This is a genomic window from Planosporangium flavigriseum (assembly GCF_011947225.1).
GTDB lineage: Bacteria > Actinomycetota > Actinomycetes > Mycobacteriales > Micromonosporaceae > Planosporangium > Planosporangium flavigriseum.
In genome coordinates, this window is sequence record NZ_JAATVW010000009.1 from 1 (window position 1) to 21,394 (window position 21,394).

At 71.2% G+C, this 21,394-nt stretch carries 20 protein-coding genes; 15 read left to right on the plus strand and 5 right to left on the minus strand.

What is annotated here, in order from left to right; translation table 11 throughout:
• The 3 genes from HC028_RS14295 to HC028_RS14305 all read left to right on the plus strand — a co-directional run.
• On the plus strand, positions 1–208 hold a 208-nt coding region (locus tag HC028_RS14295), incomplete at its 5' end, for an ATP-binding protein (RefSeq protein ID WP_240940106.1).
• 182 nt (positions 209–390) lie between these two features.
• Positions 391–1,170 carry a dihydrodipicolinate synthase family protein gene (locus HC028_RS14300; protein ID WP_168077483.1) on the plus strand — a complete coding sequence of 260 codons (780 nt, stop codon included), beginning with the start codon at positions 391–393 and terminating at the stop codon, positions 1,168–1,170.
• A gap of 105 nt (positions 1,171–1,275) precedes the next feature.
• Complete coding sequence (locus HC028_RS14305) at positions 1,276–2,736, plus strand: benzaldehyde dehydrogenase (RefSeq protein WP_168077485.1); 1,461 nt, start codon at positions 1,276–1,278, stop codon at positions 2,734–2,736.
• A gap of 62 nt (positions 2,737–2,798) precedes the next feature.
• Here the strand turns inward: HC028_RS14305 and HC028_RS14310 are convergent, their stop codons facing one another.
• A complete protein-coding gene (locus HC028_RS14310; protein WP_168077487.1) occupies positions 2,799–3,206 on the minus strand; it encodes a MerR family transcriptional regulator in 408 nt (135 codons plus the stop codon).
• A gap of 181 nt (positions 3,207–3,387) precedes the next feature.
• On the opposite strand from HC028_RS14310, the gene HC028_RS14315 reads away from it, so the two are divergent.
• The 4 genes from HC028_RS14315 to HC028_RS14330 are packed head-to-tail and all read left to right on the plus strand — an operon-like array spanning position 3,388 to position 7,675.
• Complete coding sequence (locus HC028_RS14315) at positions 3,388–4,731, plus strand: hemolysin family protein (protein ID WP_168077489.1); 1,344 nt, start codon at positions 3,388–3,390, stop codon at positions 4,729–4,731.
• Positions 4,728–5,792: a hemolysin family protein gene (locus HC028_RS14320; RefSeq protein WP_168077491.1), complete on the plus strand. Its 1,065-nt coding sequence runs from the start codon at positions 4,728–4,730 to the stop codon at positions 5,790–5,792. Before HC028_RS14315 ends, HC028_RS14320 begins: the two co-directional genes overlap by 4 nt.
• A gap of 7 nt (positions 5,793–5,799) precedes the next feature.
• Positions 5,800–6,669: a zinc metalloprotease HtpX gene (gene htpX / locus HC028_RS14325; RefSeq protein ID WP_168077493.1), complete on the plus strand. Its 870-nt coding sequence runs from the start codon at positions 5,800–5,802 to the stop codon at positions 6,667–6,669.
• A 22-nt stretch (positions 6,670–6,691) separates the two neighbouring features.
• A complete protein-coding gene (locus HC028_RS14330; RefSeq protein WP_168077495.1) occupies positions 6,692–7,675 on the plus strand; it encodes a sporulation protein in 984 nt (327 codons plus the stop codon).
• A 56-nt stretch (positions 7,676–7,731) separates the two neighbouring features.
• On the opposite strand, the gene HC028_RS14335 is transcribed toward HC028_RS14330, so the two are convergent.
• Entirely contained in the window at positions 7,732–9,036 is a 1,305-nt protein-coding gene (locus HC028_RS14335; RefSeq protein WP_168077496.1) for an NRAMP family divalent metal transporter, read from the minus strand.
• 207 nt (positions 9,037–9,243) lie between these two features.
• On the opposite strand from HC028_RS14335, the gene HC028_RS14340 reads away from it, so the two are divergent.
• The 5 genes from HC028_RS14340 (at position 9,244) to HC028_RS14360 (ending at position 13,249) form a co-directional block, all read left to right on the plus strand.
• The gene (locus tag HC028_RS14340; RefSeq protein ID WP_168077498.1) at positions 9,244–9,429 is read left to right on the plus strand and encodes a hypothetical protein; all 186 of its coding nucleotides are present in this window, start codon (positions 9,244–9,246) and stop codon (positions 9,427–9,429) included.
• Between the two features lie 119 nt (positions 9,430–9,548).
• Complete coding sequence (locus HC028_RS14345) at positions 9,549–10,247, plus strand: response regulator transcription factor (RefSeq protein WP_168077500.1); 699 nt, start codon at positions 9,549–9,551, stop codon at positions 10,245–10,247.
• A complete protein-coding gene (locus HC028_RS14350) occupies positions 10,244–11,323 on the plus strand; it encodes a HAMP domain-containing sensor histidine kinase (RefSeq protein ID WP_168077476.1) in 1,080 nt (359 codons plus the stop codon). The genes HC028_RS14345 and HC028_RS14350 overlap by 4 nt, the downstream gene beginning before the upstream one ends.
• 94 nt (positions 11,324–11,417) lie before the next feature.
• Positions 11,418–11,780 (plus strand): hypothetical protein, encoded by a 363-nt coding sequence (locus HC028_RS14355; RefSeq protein WP_168077501.1) that lies wholly within the window; start codon positions 11,418–11,420, stop codon positions 11,778–11,780.
• A gap of 176 nt (positions 11,781–11,956) precedes the next feature.
• The gene (locus tag HC028_RS14360; RefSeq protein WP_168077503.1) at positions 11,957–13,249 is read left to right on the plus strand and encodes an MFS transporter; all 1,293 of its coding nucleotides are present in this window, start codon (positions 11,957–11,959) and stop codon (positions 13,247–13,249) included.
• 72 nt (positions 13,250–13,321) lie between these two features.
• Here the strand turns inward: HC028_RS14360 and HC028_RS14365 are convergent, their stop codons facing one another.
• Together HC028_RS14365 and HC028_RS14370 are read right to left on the minus strand one after the other, a co-directional pair.
• On the minus strand, positions 13,322–15,031 hold the full coding sequence (locus HC028_RS14365) for an ABC transporter family substrate-binding protein (RefSeq protein WP_168077505.1): 1,710 nt from the start codon (positions 15,029–15,031) through the stop codon (positions 13,322–13,324).
• 150 nt (positions 15,032–15,181) lie between these two features.
• Positions 15,182–16,552 carry an NAD(P)/FAD-dependent oxidoreductase gene (locus HC028_RS14370; RefSeq protein ID WP_168077795.1) on the minus strand — a complete coding sequence of 457 codons (1,371 nt, stop codon included), beginning with the start codon at positions 16,550–16,552 and terminating at the stop codon, positions 15,182–15,184.
• A 146-nt stretch (positions 16,553–16,698) separates the two neighbouring features.
• On the opposite strand from HC028_RS14370, the gene HC028_RS14375 reads away from it, so the two are divergent.
• The 3 genes from HC028_RS14375 (at position 16,699) to HC028_RS14385 (ending at position 18,560) form a co-directional block, all read left to right on the plus strand.
• Positions 16,699–16,995, plus strand: coding sequence for a hypothetical protein (locus HC028_RS14375; protein ID WP_168077507.1), 297 nt, complete (start codon positions 16,699–16,701; stop codon positions 16,993–16,995).
• A 185-nt stretch (positions 16,996–17,180) separates the two neighbouring features.
• A complete protein-coding gene (locus HC028_RS14380; RefSeq protein ID WP_168077509.1) occupies positions 17,181–17,321 on the plus strand; it encodes a hypothetical protein in 141 nt (46 codons plus the stop codon).
• Positions 17,322–17,348: 27 nt separating this feature from the next.
• A complete protein-coding gene (locus HC028_RS14385; protein WP_168077511.1) occupies positions 17,349–18,560 on the plus strand; it encodes a methyl-accepting chemotaxis protein in 1,212 nt (403 codons plus the stop codon).
• A gap of 23 nt (positions 18,561–18,583) precedes the next feature.
• Here HC028_RS14385 and HC028_RS14390 read toward each other — a convergent pair whose 3' ends face one another.
• A complete protein-coding gene (locus HC028_RS14390) occupies positions 18,584–21,211 on the minus strand; it encodes an EAL domain-containing protein (protein WP_168077513.1) in 2,628 nt (875 codons plus the stop codon).
• Between the last annotated feature and the right edge of the window lie 183 nt (positions 21,212–21,394).

The following is a 21,394-nucleotide window of genomic DNA, read 5'->3' on the forward strand; positions in this document are numbered from 1 at the left end:
TATCCCCGAGCACCTCCAGAAGAAGATCTTCGAGCCGTTCTTCACCACCAAGGAGGTCGGCAAGGGCACCGGACAGGGCCTCGCCCTGGCGCGGGCGGTGGTCATCGACGGGCACGGGGGCACCATCCAGGTGCACTCCGCGCCCGGCGAGGGCACCGAGTTCATCCTGAGCATTCCTATCGCCGGCAAGCGGCCGGAGTCGGAATGACCAGCGTATGAGGGCTCAGCTCGACAGGAGTCCGCGTAGCCATCGCAGCCGCGCGGCCCGGACGTCCCACCGTCAGCCGTCACGGGCCGAGAATCAACCGGCTCCGTTTTCCGAATTGTCCTAACGCGACATTGGGGAGGAAGGGCTGGGCGTCGTGCGTACCGGTCTGGCATCCTAGCGCCATGATCAGTTCGTGCCCGGAACCGCTCTGGCGCGGTGTCGCCGTCGCTCTGGTCACCCTGTTCGACCCGGACGGCGTCCGGGTGGATGTGGCAGCGACCGCGGCGCACGCCGCTCGCCTGGTGGAGTCGGGCGTGCGGGCGGTGCTGGTGGCCGGGAGCACCGGCGAGCCGGACACGCTCACCGACACCGAGCGGGCAACCCTGGTCGCGGCGGTCAAGGGGGCGTGCGCGGGCGTACCCGTCATTGCCGGTACCTCCGGCCCGTGGACCGGGACTGCTGTTGCGCGTACCGAAGCCGCGGTCAAGGCCGGCGCGGACGCGGTGCTCGTCGCGCCCCCGGGCCGTTGTCTCGACGTGGCCGCCTACTACTCGGCGGTGGCAGCAGCGGCCGGACCGGCACCGGTGCTGGCCTACCACTTCCCGGGCGTGGCCGGGGGAGAGGTGCCGGTGGAGGCGCTGGCCGGGCTGCCCGTCGCGGGGCTCAAGGACTCGACCGGCAACGCGGAGCGGCTCCTCGCCGAGTTGGACGCGTGGGACGGCTGGACGTACGTGGGCGCTCCGGTGCTGACCGGCTACGCGGGCGCGCTTGGCGCCGCCGGAGCGATCCTCGCGGTCGCCAACGCGGTACCCGAAGACTGCCTCGCCGCATGGGACGGGGACCCGACAGCGCAGCGCCGGCTGTTCGGGGCGCACCAGGCGGCGCGCAGCCGGTTCCCGTACGGACTAAAGGAGCTTGTGGCGCAGCGGTTCGGCACCTCCACCACCGCCCGGATGGGGTAGCGGCGGGCGCGCCGGCGGAATGTAAGGAGCGAGACCGGCACCGGGCATTGACTCGCCCCCGTGGGCCTGCCTACGCTCCGCGCCTGGCTCGACGAAGGAGACGCGATGGCACTGCTCGACGACGGCACCTGGCAGGGCAAGATCTGGACCGGTTCGTGGACGGAAGCCACGGGCGGCACGTACACCGCGGTCGAGCCGGCCACCGGCGAGAGCCTGGGGGAGGTCGGCCGGGCGACGCCCGCCGACGTCTCCGCGGCGGCCGACCGGGCCGTGGCGGCGCAGCGGGCGTGGGCGGCGCTGCCGTACGCGGAGCGGGCGCGGGTCCTGCGGCGGGCCGGCCAGCTGATGGAGGAGCACGCCGACGAGATCAAGGGCTGGCTGGCCCGGGAGTCCGGCGCGATCGGACCGTTCGGCGACTTCCAGGTGCACACCAGCGCGGCCGAGTGCTACGAGGCCTCGGCCCTGCCGAGCCACCCGTACGGGGAACTGCTGCGAACCGGCGCGCCGCGGCTGTCGTTCGCCCGGCGGGTCCCGGCGGGCGTGGTGGGCGTGATCGCGCCCTTCAACGTGCCGACCATCCTGGCGATCCGGGCGGTCGCGCCGGCGCTGGCGCTGGGCAACGCGGTGATCCTCAAGCCCGACCCGCGCACCGCGATCTCGGGCGGGGCCATGTTCGCCCGGGTGTTCGAGGAGGCCGGGCTGCCAGCCGGGGTGCTGCAGGTACTGCCGGGCGGTGCCGACGTCGGCGAGGCCCTCGTCGTGGAGCCAGCGGTACGGATCATCGCGTTCACCGGCTCGACCCGGGCCGGCCGCGCCGTCGGAGCCCTCGCGGGGCAGCACCTCAAGCGGGCGCACCTGGAGCTCGGCGGCAACTCGGCGCTGATCGTGCTGCCCGACGTCGACGTGGCGAAGGCCGCCTCCGTCGGCGCCTTCGGCACCTTCTCGCATCAGGGCCAGATCTGCATGGCCACCTCGCGGCACCTGGTGCACTCCTCGATCGCCGAGGAGTACACCCGAATCCTCACCGAGAAGGTGGAGAAGCTGCCGGTCGGCGACCCGTACCGGGAGCAGGTCGCGCTCGGCCCGCTGATCGACGCCGGCCAGCGCGACCGGGTGCACGGGCTGGTCACCGCCAGCGTGGACGCCGGCGCCACGGTGCGCACCGGCGGCACGTTCGAGGGGCTGTTCTACCGGCCGACCGTGCTCGGCGACGTGCCGGTCGACGCCCCGGCCTACCGCGAGGAGATCTTCGGCCCGGTCGCGCCGGTCACCCCGTTCTCGTCGCTCGACGAGGTCGCCGAGCTGGCCGCGGGCACCGAGTACGGCCTCTCGCTCGGGATCCTGACCCGGGACGTCTACAAGGGGCTGGAGCTGGCCGAGCGCATCCCGTCCGGGCTGGTGCACATCAACGACCAGACGATCAACGACGAGGCGGTCGCGCCGTTCGGCGGGGTCGGTGCCTCGGGCACCGGCTCCCGGCACGGCGGCCCGCAGGCCAACATCGAGGCGTTCACCGAAACCCAGTGGGTCACCGTGCGCGGCGACCTCCCGGCGTACCCGTTCTAGGGCTTCACCGGCCCGTTCTCAGGCTTCACCGGCCGCCGTACCCGCCCGGTACGGCGGCCGGGTCACGCCGGCGGCGGCATGTTGGCGGCGATCTCCAGCGCGGTGGTGATCAGTGAGTGGGCGCGCGCGGTGATCGCGGCGAGGATGCCGTGCGCCTCGGGGCCGGCGCTGTGTGCGACCTCCTGCAGGGAGTGCAGGTCCTGGCTCAGGTTGGTGAGCAGGCCGGCGATGGCGTCGCCGGTCGGCTCGCGCCGCATCGCGGCGGCGATGTCCTGAAGGCTGACGCCGTGGGCCTCCAGCTGGCGGACGAGGCCGATGCGCTCCACGGCGTCGGGGGCGTAGAGGCGGAAGTTGCCGCCGGTGCGGCCGGCCGGGCTGAGTAGGCCCAGGTTGGTGTAGAAGTCCACGGTGCGGGTGCTCACCCCCGCACGCGCGGCCAGTTCGCCGATGCGGAGTAGTCCGTCGGACATCAGTCACCCCCTGGGGTTCAGTCTTACACCGCAACCATACAGTTGCACGTGCTAGTGTTTTTTTCGTGAGACGCTCGGCTGACAGCGAAGGCTGTAGTACCGGGCCGGGTTATGCCCGGCTGCAGATTCCAGCGGGACCGGCCCCGGCCGGCCCGGTGAAGGCCGTGGACGGTGTCCCGGCATGTTGATCTTCTTTGGTTTTGTCCTGATTGTTGCCCTGACGGCTGCAACGGGGTATTTCGTGGCTCAGGAGTTCGCCTACGTCGCGGTCGACCGCGCCAAACTGCGGCAGCTGGCCGATGGCGGCGACGAGCCGGCCCGGCGGGCGCTGCGGGTGACCGGCCGGTTGTCGTTCATGCTCTCCGGCGCGCAGCTGGGGATCACCGTGACGGCGCTGCTGGTCGGCTTCGTTGCCGAGCCGTACCTGGGCGCGGGGCTCGCCAACCTTCTCGACACCGCCGGGGTACCGACGGCCGTGAGCCTTCCCCTGTCGGTGGCGGCGGCGCTGCTGTTCGCCACCGTGGTCCAGATGGTGCTCGGCGAGTTGGCGCCCAAGAACCTCGCGATCGCCCGGCCCGAAACGCTGGCCCGGGCGCTGGGCCGCTCGACGCTGGCCTACCTGGCGGTCGCCGGCCCGGTGATCCGGCTGTTCGACGTCGCCGCGACCCGGCTGCTGCGCCGCATCGGCGTCGAGCCCGTAGAAGAGCTGCCGACCGGCGCCACGGCGGAGGAGCTGGAGCGCATCGTCGCCGACGCGCGCGCCGGCGGCCACCTCGACGACGAAACGTCCCGGCTGCTCGCCCGCGGGCTGGAGTTCCGGCAGCACACCGCCGGGCAGGTCATGACCCCCCGGGTCGACGTGCACACCGTACGCGTCGACGAGCCCGCCACCCGGGTGGTGGACCTGCTCGACACCGGCCACTCGCGGTTCCCGGTCCTCGGCGACCACAGCGTGGACGACATCGTCGGCGTCATCGGGATCAACGACGTTCTCGCCCTGTCACCGGCCGAGCGTGCCGCCACCCCGGTCGCCCGGGTGGCGACGCCGGCCCTGCTGCTGCCCGAATCCCTGCCGCTGCCGGCCGTGCTCGACCGGCTGCGCGGCGAGCACCGGCAACTCGCCTGCGTGCTCGACGAGTACGGGGCGTTCGCCGGCGTGATCACGCTGGAGGACATCGCCGAGGAGCTCGTCGGCCAGATCCTCGACGAGGACGACCCCGCCGAGCCCGGCGTCCTGCGGCGCCCGGACGGGGCGTGGCTGGTTCCCGGCCGGTGGCGCGTCGACGAGGTCGCCGACGCGACCGGCGTACAGCTGCCGGAAGGCGAGCACTACGACACCATCGCCGGCCTGGTCATGACCCTGCTCGGACGCGTGCCCCAGCCCGGTGACCGGGCCGAGGTCACGCTGCCGGCGACCGGTGATGATGCGACGCCACGGGTCACGTTGGAGGTCGTCGCGGTCGCCCGGCACGTGCCCGCGTCCATCGCCGTGATCGCGGGGGCGGACGAGGCGGTGGCGGCATGAGCACCACCTGGGCCCTGATCATCTCGCTGGTCCTGCTGGCCGCCAACGGCTTCTTCGTGGCCGCCGAGTTCGCGCTCGTGGCCAGCAAGCGCCACCGCCTCGAACAGGCGGCCGAGCACGGCAGCCGGGCCGCCGTCGCGGCACTGGCCGGCAGCCGGGAGCTGTCGCTGATGCTCGCCGGCGCGCAGCTCGGCATCACGCTGTGCTCGCTCGGGCTCGGCGCGCTCGCCGAACCGGCGATCGCCCACCTGCTCGACCCGGCGCTGGCCGCGGTCGGACTGCCCGCCGAGGTCAGTTACGCGGTCGCGTTCCTGGTCGCCCTGGCTCTGGTGGTCTTCCTGCACATGGTGGTGGGGGAGATGGCGCCGAAGTCGTGGGCGATCAGCGACCCGGAACGCTCGGCTCTGCTGCTGGCGCTGCCGTTCCGGGCCTTCGCCCGGCTGGCCCGTCCGGCGCTGTCCGTCCTCAACGGCCTGGCGAACCTCGCCCTGCGCGCGGTACGGGTCACCGGAGTCGACACGGTCGCCCAGGCGCACGGCCCGGACGAGCTGCGCATGCTGCTCGAGCAGTCCCGCGAGCACGGGCTCCTGCCGGCCGGCGAGCACCGCCTGCTGACCCGGCTGCTGCAACTGCAGAACACGCCCCTGCACCGGGTGATGGCGCCGCGCGAGCAGATCGTCACGGTTCCCGTCGACGCGCCGGCGCACCGGGTCGAGCAGGTCAGCCAGGAGACCGGTCGGTCCCGGCTCGCCGTGGTCGACGACGGCGGCCGCATCGTCGGCCAGGTGCACGTACGCGACGCCGTCCGCGCGACCACCGCCGCCCGGCCCGCCCGGGCCGGTGACCTGATGACCAGCCCGTTCACGGCCGCCGTCGACCTGACCGTGCCGGCCGCCGTCACCGCCATGCGCCAGCACCGCGCGCAGGTCGCGTTCGTCACCGAAGCCGGACAGGTCGTCGGCCTGGTGGCGCTCGAAGACCTGCTGGAGGAGGTCATCGGCGAGTTCGATGACGAAACCGACCACACCCGGGTGGCCAACGCCCGGGTTGCACGGAAGTGAGACGACCATGCACCGTCATTTCAACGGGCTGAAGACGGCCCTGCTGCTCGGCCTGCTCACCGCGCTCATCCTCGCCGCCGGTTCCTGGATCGGCGGCAGCACCGGACTGGTCATCGCCGTGGTGCTGTCGCTGGCGATGAATGCCGGCACCTACTTCTGGTCGGACAAGATCGCGCTGCGCTCGATGGCCGCCCAGCCGGTCAGCGAGGCGCAGGCGCCGGAGCTGTACGCGATGGTGCGCGAGCTGGCCACGGCCGCCGGCCAGCCGATGCCGCGGCTGTACGTCAGCCCCACCGCGCAGCCCAACGCGTTCGCCACCGGCCGCAACCCGGCCAACGCCGCGGTGTGCGTCACCGAGGGGATCCTGCGCCTGCTCGACCCGCGCGAGCTGCGCGCGGTGCTCGGCCACGAACTGTCCCATGTGTACAACCGCGATATCCTGATCTCCAGCGTCGCGGCCGCGCTCGCCGGCATCATCACCGCCGTCGCCAACCTCGCCCTGTTCCTGCCGTTCACCTCGGACGACGAGGACGCGCCGAACCCGCTGGCGATCATGATGATGCTCATCCTCGGCCCCCTCGCCGCCGGGTTGATCCAGTTCGCGATCAGCCGCAGCCGCGAGTACCAGGCCGACGCCGACGGCGCCCGGCTGTCCGGCGACCCCCTGGGCCTCGCCAGCGCCCTGAACAAGATCGAGCACGGGGCGCGGATGCTGCCCCTGCCGGCCGATTCCCAGCACGCCGCCCACGCCCACCTGATGATCGCCAACCCGCTGACCGCCGGCGGCCTGGCTGCGATGTTCCGGACCCACCCGCCGACCGCCGACCGGATCCGCCGCCTGCAGCAGATGGCGAACGACCCCACTGTCCTGCGCTGATTACTACAGAGAAGGAGATCACGTGGTTTTCAAGAAGATGCTCGGCGCGCTCGGCGTCGGTGGCCCGTCGGTGGACACCGTGCTGGCCGACCCGAACACCCGCCCCGGTGGGATGCTGCAGGGGCAGGTCCACCTCGAGGGCGGCAAGAGCGACGTCGACATCGAGCACATCACCGTCGGGCTGGTCACCCGGGTCGAGACGGAGAGCGGTGACCACGAATACAACAGCACCGTGGAGTTCCTCCGGGTGCCGGTGAGCGGCGCGCTGCGCCTGCCCGCCGGCGCCCGCCAGTCGATCCCCTTCCAGTTCGCCGTCCCGTGGGAGACCCCGGTCACCGACGTCTACGGCCAGCGCCTGCACGGCATGACCATGGGCCTGCGTACCGAGGTCGCGATCGCCCGGGCGGTCGACAAGGGCGACCTCGACCCGGTCTTCGTGCACCCGCTGCCCGCCCAGGAGGCCATCCTGGAGGCGATGGGCCGGCTGGGTTTCCGGTTCCAGAAGGCCGACCTGGAGCGCGGGTACATCCGCGGCGTGCAGCAGAGCCTGCCGTTCTACCAGGAGATCGAGTTCTGGGCGGCGCCGCAGTACGCCCGCGCCCTCAACCAACTCGAACTGACCTTTGTGGCCAACCAGCAGGGCCTCGACGTGATCATCGAGGTCGACAAGCGCGGCGGGCTGTTCACCAGTGGCCGCGATGTGTTCCACCACCTGCGCGTCGAGCACGCGACCGCCGACCGGACGGACTGGGCCGCGCAGATCGACGGCTGGCTGCAGCAGGCCGTGCTGTCCCGTAGCGGCGGGCACTTCGGCGCGCCGCCGGCGTACGGCTACGGCCAGCCGGGCTACGGCAAGCCGGGTCACGGCCATGGTCACGGGCACCGCGGCATGGGCGCCGGAGCGGTCCTCGGTGGCCTGGCCGCCGGAATGGTGGGCGGATACGTCGCCAGCGAGATGATGGACGAGGCCTTCGGCGACGAAGGCGACTTCGGCGGCTTCGAGTAGCAGCCGCGATTCGGGTGGCCCCGCCCCGCGCTGTGCGCGGGGCGGGGCCACCGTCGTTATCCGGGCAGCAGGTGGAGTTGCTGCGCCAGGTAGACGATCGAGACGCCTGCGACCAGGGCGGTGACCGCCCAGCCGGCGGTCAGCAGGGGCCGGCCGACGGCCTGGTGGTTCATCAGTTGGGCGTTGCCGGCGACGAGGACGAGCAGCACCAGGCCGATCGGCGTGGCGACGCCGGCGATGATGCTGGCGATGAAGAGCAGCCGGATGGGGCTGATGCCGGCCAGCGCGAGGACGCTGCCCAGCACGGCGCCGGTGGCGAGGACGGCATAGAAGGCGGGTGCCTCGCGCACGGGCAGGGACAGGCCGCAGCGCCAGGCGAAGGCCGATCCGGTGGCGTAGGCGGTGGACGCCATGATCACGGGGAGGGCCAGGGCGGCGGAGGCGAGCAGGCCGATGGCGAACAGGCCACTGGCGAAGGAGCCGGCGACCGGCCGGAGCGCCTGCGCGGCCTGTTCGGCGGTCTCCGCGTGCTGGTGGTGTACGCCCAGCGTGGCGCCGCTGGCGACGAGGATGAACCAGAACACCGCGACGGCCAGCACGGTGCCCACGACCGCATCGAGTTCGCGTACGCCCACCCAGGCGCGGCTGCACCGCTCCTCGACCTGCTCGACCGTCTGCCACACGTACATGTACGTGGTCAGGGTGGTACCCAGCAGCGCCACCGCGCCGGTGACGTACTCGGGGCTCAGGTGCACCGACGGCAGGAGGCTCCCGCGCGCCACCGAGCCCCAGTGCGGGTGCGCCAGCATCGCGGCCGCGCCGTACGCGAACAGGCACAGCAGTACGTACTTGAGCACCCGTTCGACCTCGTCGTACTTGCCGATCATCAGCAGGCCCAGCAGCGCGAGGGCCAACGGGATGACGAACCAGGCCCCGCCGACGCCGGTCAGGATGCTCATCGCCGCCGCACCGGCCTCCAGGTCGGCGGCGATGGTCACCACGTTGACGGTCAGGATCGACCCCAGCAGCAGCACGCTCCATCGGCGACCGTAGTTGTCAGTCACCGCCTTCTCCAGGTCGCGTCCGCTGGCCATTCCCACGCGGGTGGCGAGGGTCTGCACCACCGCCAGCAGCGGAAGTAGCAGCAGCGTCAGCCACGCCAGGCCGTAGACCGTGGTGGCGCCGACGACGACCAGCGTCGCGACCGTGGTCGGGTCGGTGTCGGCCGCGCCGGCAACCACCCCCGGCCCGACCGATTTGACGTAGTCGCGCCGGCGCGGCCGCGTCGCTGGGCCGCAGCGGTTGGCCGGATACTCCGCCGGGGCGCCGCTCGCCCAGCCCGCGTCCGGCCGATCGGCCATCTGACCCGCCAGCTCCCTTTGTTCAAGACGATGGCACCCGATCTACTTACCGGGACAGGCCATGTCGAAACGGATCGAGGCCGGCGGTGGTTCCCCGCCATACCGGGCTCGCATCCTTACCCGAGCCTTACGTGGGCTTTGTGGAAAGTAAGCATCTTGTCGGCAGGCTGGGAGTCGAGCACGCGGACTTCGAGGGAGCACCTACCCATGAAACGGATCCACAAGATGCTCGCCGTGGGCGCGGTCGTGGTCGGGCTGTTCGGTCCAGGCGCCACCGCCGCCACGGCGGCCACCCCGCATCCGTCGCCGAAACCCACCAAGACCGCGACCTCCCCTGCGGCCGACGTCCAGCCCCTGACCGGGAAGACACCACACCCCAGCCCGTCGAGGTAGCGCACCTGCCACCGCGGGACATCAGGCACCGGGCCCGGCAGCACCGCGCCGGGCCCGGGCGCCCCGGAGAGTTGCCGCGGCGTGCGCACATCCCGACGCAGTAGCGGGATGATGGCAGCATGGGTCCGCAAGCCCTGCGCAAGGGGCTGGTGCTCGTCGTCGAGGATGAGCGTCCGATCGCCAACCTGGTCGGGCTGTACCTGACCCGCGACGGTTTCGACGTTCACGTCGAACACGACGGCGTGGCCGGTCTCGCCGCAACACGCAAACTCCGGCCGGTCGCCTGCATTCTCGACATCGCCTTGCCGGGTATGGACGGCACGGACGTGTGCCGGCGGATGCGCGAGGACGGCGACTGGACGCCGGTCATCTTCTTGACCGTGCGCGACGGCGAGATAGATCGGGTGCTCGGGCTGGAGCTCGGCGCGGACGACTACGTCACCAAACCGTTCAGCCCCCGCGAGCTGGTCGCGCGGGTCAAGGCGCTGCTGCGCCGCGCCGCCGGGCCGCCCGAGGGCGACCGGGTACGGCAGCTCGGGCCGATCATGCTGGACCCGGGCCGGCGGGAAGTGCTCGTGGACGGCGCCCCGGTGAGCCTCACCCCGACCGAGTTCGACCTGCTCGGGCACCTCATGGCCCGGCCGGGGCGGGTGTTCAGCCGCGAGGAGCTGCTCGCTTCGGTCTGGGGGTACGCCGCGCACGCCGGCACGCGTACGGTCGACGTCCACGTGGCGCAGCTGCGCGGGAAGCTCGGCGCCGCCGCCGCCTGGATCCGCACGGCCCGGGGCGTCGGCTACGCCGCGGAGGACCGGCATTGACGCGTACCTTCTCCGCCCGGGCGATCCTGGCCAACCGGCAGTCCCGGCAGGGCCGCGAGGTGTACCTGGTCCGCCAGGGCGTTGCAGCCACGAACGGCAACGGCGTCGTCCTGACCACTCCGGCGGTCACCGCGTCGGCCGCGCTGGCGTTCGGCAACCTCTGGGTCGGGCTCCTCGCCGGCCTGGGTGCCGGGATCGCCGCCGGTGTGCTGCTGAGACGGTTGGTGGTGACCCCGATCCGGGAAGCGGCAGCGGCGGCCGCGCGGTTGGGCAGCGGGGACCGTACGGTACGGCTGGCCGCCCGGCACGTGGGCGAGGTCGCTGAACTGTCCACGGCGTTCAACCAGCTCGCGGCGGACCTGGCTACGAGTGAGAGGCGCCAGCGCGACTTCCTGCTGTCGGTCTCCCACGATCTGCGTACGCCGCTGACGACCATCCGCGGCTACGCCGAGGCGCTCGCCGACGGAGTCGTCGACGCCGCCGGCGCGCCCACGGCCGGCCGGACGATCCTCGACGAGGCCGATCGGCTCGATCGCCTCGTCTCCGACCTGCTCGTACTGGCCCGGCTGGAGGCCGCGGACCTGCCGGTCGAGCTGACGCGGGTGGATCTGGTCGAGCTGATCGAAGCGGCGGACCGGGCGTGGCGACCCCGCTGCGCCGCAGCCGCCGTGGCGCTTCGTGCCGACCTGCCGGGCGGTCGCGTCGTCGTGCGTACCGATCCGGGACGTATTCGCCAGGTCGTGGATGGCCTGTGCGAGAACGCGCTGCGGGCCACGCCGCCCGGAGGTCCGCTGGTGCTGGCAGTACGGGCCGGCCCGGACGGCGGGATCGTCGAGGTACGAGACGGCGGTCCCGGCTTCACCGACGACGACCTGGTGGTCGCGTTCGAACGGGGCGCCCTCTACCAGCGCTATCACGGCGTACGCAAAGCCGGCGGCGGGTTCGGGCTGGCGCTGGCCGCGCGGCTGGTACGGCGCCTCGGCGGCGGGATCGAAGCCGGCCACGCCCCGGAGGGCGGCGCGCGGTTCGCCGTCACCCTCCCGTATGACGAACCACTGCGGGGTGTGAGCAGATGATCGCGTTGCGCGGGCGTGCCGCCGGCCGGTGCTGGCGGGGGCCGGGTACCCTAACCGGACCCGCTTGCCCGCAGCCGTTTGGAGAGTGCCAGTCATGACGTCGGACCATGGCTGGGTCGAGCCGGTCGACGCCAGCGACCCCGCCGCCCAGCGTGACGATCTTGAGCATTGGCTGCAGGGCATCCGCACCGACCTGGCCGACAGCCCAGCCGAATGGCTGGACGATGTCAGTGTCGGCGGCGGCGCCGGCATCAGCGACGGCGCTGAAGTGCTGCCCGATGTCACGGTGCCCCGCGCCTTCGATGCGCTGGCCGCGCTTGAGCCGCAGGACGAGCCCGAGCCGCGGGACGAGCCCGAGCCGCAGGACGAGCCCGAGTCGCAGGACGAGCCCGAGTCGCAGGACGAGCCCGAGCCGCAGGGCGAGCAGCCGGTCGGGCGCCACCGCGCCGCGGACTGAATTCTTCACTTCACGATCGTGGCGGCTTTTCCGTGCCAGAACACGGAAAGCCGCCACGATCGTGGTTATGAGGATGGTTGGCGCGTCGTGGCGGGAAGCCCGTTTCACTGTTGTCGAGAGTGATGCATACTACGTGCGCGTATCTTCGCACAGAGTACGATCATGGTAGGTAGCTCATGACAAGCGCGATATCGGCACAAAACCGTCAGAGGGCCTCATCCTGGGTTTTGCCGTTGTGCTGGTTAGCCGTCCTCTTGGACGGCTTCGATCTCGTCGTTCTCGGGACCGTGATGCCGTCCCTGCTCAAGTACAAACAGTGGGACCTCAACCCCGGTTCGGCTTCCCTCATCGCCACGGTCGGCCTCATCGGCATGACCATCGGCGCCGTCACCATCGGCGCGATCACCGACATCATCGGCCGTCGTAAGGCCCTGCTGATCGCGGTGGTCAGCTTCTCCGTGTTCACCCTGCTGTGCGCGGTCGCCCCGTCGCCGGAGATCTTCAGCCTGCTCCGCTTCCTCGCCGGGCTCGGCCTGGGCGGCTGCCTGCCGACCGCGATCGCGCTGGTCACCGAGTACTCCCGGCGGGAGCGCAGTGGCAGCGCCACGACCACGCTGATGACCGGCTACCACGTGGGCGCGGTCCTCACGGCGCTGCTCGGGATCGAAGTGATCGAACGGTACGGCTGGCAGACGATGTTCGTCATCGGCGCAGCGCCGGCACTGGTGATCGTGCCGCTGATGCTGCGCTACCTGCCCGAGTCGGAGTCCTTCCTCGCGGCGCGGGCCGCGGCCGCCAACGGCACCGCCGCTCCAGCGGCGAGTACCGGCAAGCGCGCCGTGGCGACCCTGTTCCAGGGCGGGATGGCGCGGTCCACGCTGGCGTTCTGGGTGACCTCCTTCATGGGTCTGCTGCTCGTCTACGGGCTCAACACCTGGTTGCCGCAGATCATGCGATCGGCCGGTTACCAGCTGGGTGAGGCGCTGGTCCTGCTGCTCATCCTCAACGTCGGCGCGGTGATCGGGCTCCTCGTCGCCGGTCGGGTCGCCGACCGCAACGGCATCCGCCGCTCCACGATCGCCTGGTTCGCCGCGGCGGCCGTGTTCCTCGCCGCGCTCAGCATCAAGCTGCCGACCATCGGCCTCTACATCAGCGTGCTGCTCGCCGGCATCTTCGTGTTCAGCGCCCAGGTGCTCGTGTACGCGTACGTCGGCCGGGCGTACCCGGCGGCGGGCCGCGCCACCGCGTTGGGTGGCTCCGCGGGGGTCGGCCGCATCGGCGCGATCTGCGGTCCGATCGTGGGTGGCTGGCTGCTCACCGCGGGCCTCGCGTACCCGTGGGGCTTCTACGTGTTCGGCGGGGTGGCGGCGATCGGCGCCATCGCCGTGTCCATCGCCGCCAAGCCGTCCGCCGACGACCAGGTCGGTGCGGCTGTGGACCAGCAGGGAATCGCTGAGGCCACCGCCTGACGGACCAACAAGATCAGAGGGCGTACCCGTCGACGGGTACGCCCTCTGATCTTTCTTGGAGCTCGGAAGTTGCTACCGCTTCCGCGGGCCCCACTCCTGCACGTTGTAGGTCGGTCCGAAACTGGTTGCGTTGTCGCGGATGTTCGCGAAGCGGCCGTTGACGGCGAGCAGCGTCGGGTTCTGGAACAGCGGCAGCACATAGGCGTCGCCGGCCATGATCTGGTCCGCCTGGTTGAGCAGGTCGGCGGCCTTGGCCGCGTCGGTCTCGGTCGCCGCCTGCCGCAGGAGCCTGTCGCTGGCGTCGTTCTGCCAGCCACCGAAGTTGCCGCCGCCGTCGCTGGCCCAGCTCTGCAGCGCGTTGCCGACCGGGAACGGGTTGCCGGTCCAGGCGAACAGGATCAGGTCGAAGTCGCCCCCGGTGAGCGCGGTGCCGAAATCGGTGACCGGCACGATCTTGACGGTGATCCCCAGCTGGCCGAGCTGACCCTGGATCAGTTCGGCGATCTGCGCCCGCATGCTGTTACCCGCCGCATAGGTCACCCGCAGGGTGACCGGCGCCCCGGCGGGGGTCTTCAGGGCGCTGCCGACATCGCGGTAGCCGGCGTCGGTGAGCAGCTTCCGTGCCTTGGCCACGTCGCCGGCTCCCTGGCCGGTGGGGGTGACCACGTCACGATAGCTGGGCTGGCCGGGCACGAAGTTGTGGCTTCCCAGCGCGGGGGTGTCCGCGAGGACCTGGCCGACGGTCTTGCTGATGATCGCCTTGCGGTCGATCGCGGTGAAGACCGCCCGCCGCAGCTGACCGTCGGACAGCAGCGGGTTCTTCAGGTTGAGGTCGAGGTGCTCCCAGCTGAGGCCCTTGCCCACGGTGTACTGCACCGACGGCTCCGCCTTGACGGAGTTGACCAGATCCGCCGTGGGGCGCGGGTAGATCGCCTGGACCTCGTTGTTGCGCAGCGCGGAGAGCTCAGCGGTCTGATCGGTGATGATCCGGAACACCAGTCGGTCGAGCGCCGGCTGGACCTTCCCGTACCAGCGCGGGTTGGGCACCTCCGTCACCGCGACGTCGGGCTCGTACCCGGAGATCTTGTACGGGCCGCCGGAAAAGGTCGGCGGATTGGCGTTGAACCACTTCCAGGAGGCGGCCAGGGCGCCGTGCGCGCGCGCCACGTGCGCCGGGTACAGGCTGGTGAACAGCGACTTCCAGTCGGCGAACGTTGGCTGGAACGTGACCGTCACGGTCTTGCCCCCGTCGCTCTGGGACAGCGAGGCGATCTGGTCGTAGCCGGCGGTGGACGCCGCGGAGCAGTCCGGGCAGTCCTTGCCGTTCTGCGTCTGCCAGGCGTACGCGAAGTCGTCGCCGCTGATCGGTGTGCCGTCGTCCCAGACCGCGCGCGACTGGATGCGGTATACCACGGTCTGCGGGCTGGTCGCGGTCTGCTCGGCAGATACCAGCAGGTCGCTGTTGACCCGGACGGACAGGTCGGGGTAGGCGATGAACGCCGACGGCAGGACGCCGGCGAGCACCTGCGTGGACTCGAAGCTGTTGGCGTCGGCGTCGGCGAGATTCCAGCCGTTGATCGGTTTCTCGACGGCGTAGGTCAGGGTCCCGCCGCGGGTGGTCGGACCGCTGTTGCAGTCGTTGGGGTGCTGCACGCATCCGGCGAAGGATGCCGATCCTCCCACGGCCGGCGCGTTGGCTTTGGCGCCTCCGCAGCCGGCTGCCGACATCAGTGCCACCGCCGTGAGCACGGCTACGCGGACCAGGTGTTTTCTTGTGGCCATTTCTATCCTCCCGGCACCCGTGCGGCGTAGGGGGCAGACTGCCGACAGGGGTCCATCAGTACCCATCGGGAGGGAGAGCGGTGGCCTGAGCCGCTAGGGCAGTGGTACGTGCCACAGCGACATCGACCGGCGAGGAAAGCGGCCTGCCCGTCATGCAGTTTGCGTGCTGGGGGCCGGCGCCCGCGCCGCCGTCTGGAGCGGCTTGTGCGGCTCCTGGAGTTCGGCGAGGGCGCTGATGTCGCGGGAGAAGAGCGCGTCGAAGATCCAGTCGGTGAGCACCCGGGCCTTGCCGGCCCCGCTCGGCAGCATGAGCCAGTGGTACACCCGGTGCAGCAGCCAGGCCGGCGTGCCGCTCAGGCGTACCCCGTAGACCTCGGCCACGCCTTGCATGCGCCCCATGCCCATCACAGAGCCGGCGTAGCGGTGTCGGTACGGCTTGGGTGGGCCGTTGCGCTGCGGGCCCCGGACGTCGGCGACGAGGTTGTCGGCCAGGCGTCGACCCTGCCGGATCGCGTGCTGGGCGGTGGGCGCGCACAGCGCTCCGGGTTCGTCGCACGTGAGGTCGGGCACCGCGGCGCAGTCACCGCCGGTCCAGGCGCCCGGCGTTCCGCGTACCCGCAGATAGGCGTCGGCGAGCACGCGACCTTCGGGATCGCGGGGGAGGTCGGTGTGGTCGAGCATCGGATGGGGCCGGATACCGGCCGTCCACACCTTCGTGTTGGCCTCGACGACGTCGCCGGCGTGCCGGCCGTGGAACCTGACCCGTCCGCCGACGCAGGAGGCGATGCTGGTTTCGAGCCAGATCTCCACCCCTCGCGCGCGGAGCACGTTCGCGGTGTACTCACCGAGTGCGGGGCTGACCTCGGGCAGGATGCGGTCGGTGGGCTCGACCAGGATCCAGCGGACCTTTTCGTGCCGTAGTTCGGCGAACGTCTTGATGGCGTCCATCGACCGGTCCGACAGCTCGCCCACGGCCTCCACGCCGGCGTAGCCAGCGCCGAAGACCACGAACGTCAGGGCTCGGCGCCGTACGGCGGGATCGGAGGTGGAGGCCGCCAGCGCGAGCTGGATGATCACCCGGTTGCGCAGGAAGACGGCCTCGCCGAGGGTCTCGAACCCCACGGCGAGTTCGGCGAGCCCGGGTACCGGCGCCGTCCGGGAGACCGTGCCGGGGCCGACCACGACATGGTCGTACGCGAGGTCGCGCTCTGAGCCGTCGATCAGCCGCACCCGAGCCGTCCGGTCGGCGTGCCGCAACTCGACGACCTCAGCGGTGACGACGTGGAACCGGGGCAGCGCCGGGCGCACGGGGACGGTGACGTGCCGGGGTTCGACGGTGCCGGCGGCGACCTCGGGCAGCAGCGGCTGGTAGGTCATGTGGGTCAGGGGTTCGGCGAGGATTAGTTCCGCTTCTCCCGGCGGTAAGCGTTGCTGCAGGCGCTGGGCTGCGTACAGGCCGAGATGGCCGCCTCCGATGACGAGGATGCGGGGAGGGTGGTCCGTGCCGGGCCTTGCGGCCAGCTTGCGCACGAGATAGCGCTTACCCGGCTTGTCCGCCGTTATGCCGGCTCCGGCTCGGGACGGCGCTGCGGGTGGCGCTCCGGTTGCTGCGGGCACCGGGCTCTCCTACCGTCGTCACAGTGGCCCTGACGCCTGGGGAGGCGGCCATGACGCGAGAAGAGATCACCCAATCGGTGCTGGCGGCGAAGCTCGCGCGCGGGTTGTCCTGGCAGGATCTCGCTGACGCGATCAGCAAGCCGGTGGCGTGGGTGGTGGCGGCGCTGTTCGGCCAGCGCGCCCTGCACCCTGCCGACGCCGCGGCCTTGGCCACGAAGCTCGGGCTGCCCGAGTGTGCCGCACTGGCCATGGCGGCGCCGGCGGGCGGCGGCCCGGCCACGGCGGTATCGAAGGATCCGGCCGTTGACCGGGTTTACGAGGTGCTGTGGGTCTACGGTCCCCGATGATCGTCACGGCCGGCAGCTATCGGCGTCGCCCGGTCGTACCGGCGCTGTAACGGCAGCCGGTGCCGATCGTTGATGCCCGTTCTTGTTCCATCTATATTCATGTATTTAAATCTGCGCAGGGTTGGGCGACGCTGCCCGAGGTTATTGGGGTTGCCGTGCGGCGCGGGTGAACTACCGTCAGCGTGATGACGAACGCAGCGGTCCAGCTCGGCGGTGTCTACGTGCCACTTGTCACCCCGTTCGACTCCGACGGATCGGTGGCGGCGGTCCGGGCCGGGCTGGACGCTATCCAGCGACTTGCACGATGCGCAGAAACGGTCGTCTAAACGCTCATTGATGCCCCATCGGCGCCGATGACTACGGCAACGATCGGGGGTGTCATGTACAAGCTCGTGAACTGGATTCCGGCGAAGGTCCGGAACGTGGGGGCACTGCTCAGCTACATCACGGCGATCCTCACGCTCAGCATCGTCGGGCACAACGCCGCTACGGCCGCGCTGGCCGAGCTGCCCGCCGGTTCGTCGGCCCGGGAAGGCCTGCAGACGCTCGCCACGCTCGCGATCTGGTTTCCCGCTCTGGTGCCGGTCGTCGTGTTCGTACAGCTGTCGGTTCAGTTGACGGTGGTGCGGGGGCTCCGGCACGCGGCCAAGGTCGCCATGGCCGCCGCTGAGGGCGACATGACGATCCGGATGGACGTCATGGGCAAGGACGAGCTTGCGCTGCTGGCCAGTTCGTTCAACACCATGACCATCCAGATGGGCGAGACCGTCCGCAACATGCGGGAGACCGCGAACCGGCTCGCGGCCGCCGCCCAGGGCCTGGAGTCCACGAGCAGCACGATGGAAGGCTCGGTACACGAGACGGCCAGCCAGCTGGAGACCGTGTACAGCTCGGCGGAGCGGTCCACTCATGACCTGGCGGGGATCGCGCTCAGCACCGGGGAGTTGCAGCGCGCCATCGCCGAGATCAGTACCAACACCACCGCGGTGTCGACCGCGGCCGCCGGCGCGATCGACACCGCGGAGCTGGCGGCGACCAACGTCGACCAGTTGCGCGAGTCCAGTCGCCGCATCGGCGAGGTGGTTCGGACGATCACCGCGATCGCGGCGCAGACCAACCTGCTCGCGCTGAACGCCACCATCGAGGCGGCTCGCGCCGGTGCGGCCGGGCGCGGGTTCGCCATCGTCGCCGGCGAGGTCAAGGACCTTGCGACCGCGACCGCGGCCGCCACCGAGGAGATCACCCAGAAGATCGGCGACATCCAGGCCGAAACCGAACGGGCCGTCGAGGCCGTCGCCAGCATCGCCTCGGTGATCGAGTCCATCAGCGCGTACCAGCACACCATCGCCTCGGTGGTGGAGGAGCAGACGACCGCCGCGCACGCCATGGCGAGCGGAGCGGGTCACGCGTCGGAGAACTCCACGGCCGTCACGGCCGCCGTCACCGGCGTCCGGGACGCGGCCGCTCGCGCCAGCGACGCCACGACCCAGACCCGCGGCGCCGCCGCCGAGCTCGCGGCCATGTCGACCGAGCTGACCAGGCTGGCGTCCTCGTTCCGCTGTTGACCTGTGGCGCGTGGTGCCGGCGCTCAGCTGGCGACGTCGGTGCTGCGGTCAGTCCCGGTCAGGCGCTTGACCACGTCGGCGAGCCTGGCCGGCGCGACGGCCGGGCTGAACAGGTAACCCTGCGCCCCGGTGCAGCCGAGGTCGCGCAGGACGGCGAGCTGTTCGGGCGTCTCCACACCCTCCGCGACCGTGATCATGCGCAGCCGACTGGCCAACCGGACCACGGAGGACGTGATCGCCAGGGCGTCGGCGTCCTCGGTGATGTGCTCGATGAAGCTGCGGTCGATCTTGAGCTTGCTGGCCGGCAGCCGGCTGAGGTAGCCCAGCGAACTGTAGCCGGTGCCGAAGTCGTCGATGGCCGACTGGATCCCATGCGCCTTGAGCCGTTCGAGGACCGCCCGCGCCTGCTCGAGGTTGGCCATCATGGCGCTCTCGGTGACCTCCAGCATGAGCTCGTCGACCGACAGGTCGCCGGTGCGGAACACCGACAGCACCGTCTCTTCCAGACTCGGGTCGGAGAGATGGGTGGCGGAGATGTTCACGTTGATGTGCAGGCTGGGCAGGGCGCGCCGCAGTGTGGCGGCGTCGCGGCGGACCCGGTCGAGCGCCCACCGGTCCAGGGCCGGTGCGAGGCCGGTCGCCTCGGCCACGGCCACGAACTTGGCGGGGGAGACCGGCCCGCGGGTGGGGTGGTGCCAGCGCGCGAGCGCCTCCGCCCCGAGCACTTCGCCCGTGCGCAGGTTCACCACCGGCTGGTAGTACAGGACCAGTTCGTCGCGGGCCAGGGCGTCGCGCAGGTCATTGCTGAGCGACAGGCGGTCGGCCGACTCCTCGGCGAGCGCGGCGTTGAAGACCTGGACCCGGTTGCGGCCGCGGGCCTTGGCGTCGTACATGGCCGCCTCGGCGAAGCGTACGAGATCGGGTGCCGAGTGCGGCGGGCAGATCGCGATGCCGACCGAGATCCGGGCGTGCAGCCGCTGACCGTCCAGGTCGAACGGCTCCGAGAATCCGGCCATGATCCGGTCGGCGACCTCGTGGGCACGCTCCTCGTCGGTGTCCTCGCAGACGATGACGAACCCGTCGCCGCCGAACCGGGCGACGGTGTCCTCCGGCCGTACCGCCGAGATCAGTCGCTGCCCGACGTGTACGAGTAGCTGATCGCCGGCTTCGTGGCCCCAGGTGTCGTTGATGAGCTTGAACTGGTCGAGGTCGACCATGATGACGGTGACCGGACTGCTGACCCGGGCGCCGCGGGAGATCGCGCGTTCGAGCCGGTCGTTCAGCAGCGCGCGGTTGGCCAGGCCGGTCAGTTCGTCGCGCAGCGCTCGTTGCTGCAGTTCGCGCTCGGCCCGGCGGGCGCTGGTCACGTCGGCGATCATCGCGAGCGATCCGGACTGGCCGGTGTCGTCGCGCAGCGGGCTGGCGCTGATGCGCAGCACGCGGGTCCCGCCGTCGGGGTGCGGGTACGACAGTTCGTACTCCTCGGTGCCCCGCTCGGTCCGGCTGTTCAGATTGGCGATGACGGGGGCGACGTTCGCCGCGCCGACCAGCTCCGTGACCGGCCGCCGGTAGATCTCGTCGATGGGGACGCCGAGGATGGCGGCCAGCTTGTCGTTGGCGTACAGGGTGCGACCGGACCGGTCCATGGTCCAGATGCCCTCCTGCGCGGTCTCCGCGATCGCCCGGTACCGCGCCTCCGACACCCGGAGGGCCTGTTCGGCGGCGCGCAACTCGCGCAGGTCGTGCAGGAAGGCCGCGATCCCGTACGGCGTGCCGTCCGCGTCCTTGACCACGGCGGCCTGGACCAGCACCGGGACGGCAGAACCGTCCCCGGCGGCGAGGATCCGCTCCCAGGAACCGGCGTCGGCGTCACCGCGGAGCAGGGCCGCGAGGCGCTCGTTACCCGCCCCTTGGTCGCTCGGGTGGTAGAAGGCGCACAACGGCGCCCCCTCGACCTCGTGCCGCGGCCGGCCGAGCAGCGCGCACACCGCGTCGTTGACGCTTGTCACGTACCCGGACAGGGAAACTTCCGTCTGCGGGGCGCCCACCCGTTCGAAGTGGTCCCGGAACTTCCGGTCGCTCGCGGCGAGGTCGGCCTTTGCGCGGATATCCGCGGTGAGGTCACGCGACAGCCCGCTCACCCCGACGACCGCGCCGGCCTCGAACACCGGCGACAGGCGCACCGCCACGTTCACCAGCGAGCCGTCCTTGTGGACGGCCTTGGTGACGAAGACCTCGGGTGACTCGCCGGCCAGGACGGCAGCCCGGACCGCGCCGAGTAGCGCGCTCTCCTCCGCCGGGACCAGGAGGTCGACGTGCCGGCCGATCAACTCGCCGGGCTCGTACCCGAAGACGTCCCTGGCCGCGGGGTTGACCGCGCGGATGACGCCGTCCGGATCGGTTTCGACGATGGCGTCGTCGGAGTTCTCGACGATGACGGCGAAGTGCCGGACCTGCGTCACGTCGCGGTGGTCGGCGGGGGCGATGAGGTCAGCCAGGACCCGGCCGACGGCCTGCGACGACTCGTACCCGTACAGCTTTTCGGCGGCGGCGTTCCAGTACAGCACCCGGCCGGCGAGATCGGTGGCGATCATCGCCTGGCCGGCAGCCAGCGCGCGCTCGTGGAAGTGGGGCGGCAGGGAGGCGTTCACGCGTCAACCTCCGATCACGTCAGTCCGGCCGGTAGCACCGGGGCGCGAAGAGCCAGGCGCTGCGGCGGGCAGCAGGATCGTCCTACCTGAAAGGGTTTGCACTCACTTCTCCGAGCCGCGTTGCACATGGATTACGACCTGCCAGATCGGTCGGAATATCGAGGCTGTGAGGTATTCCGACAA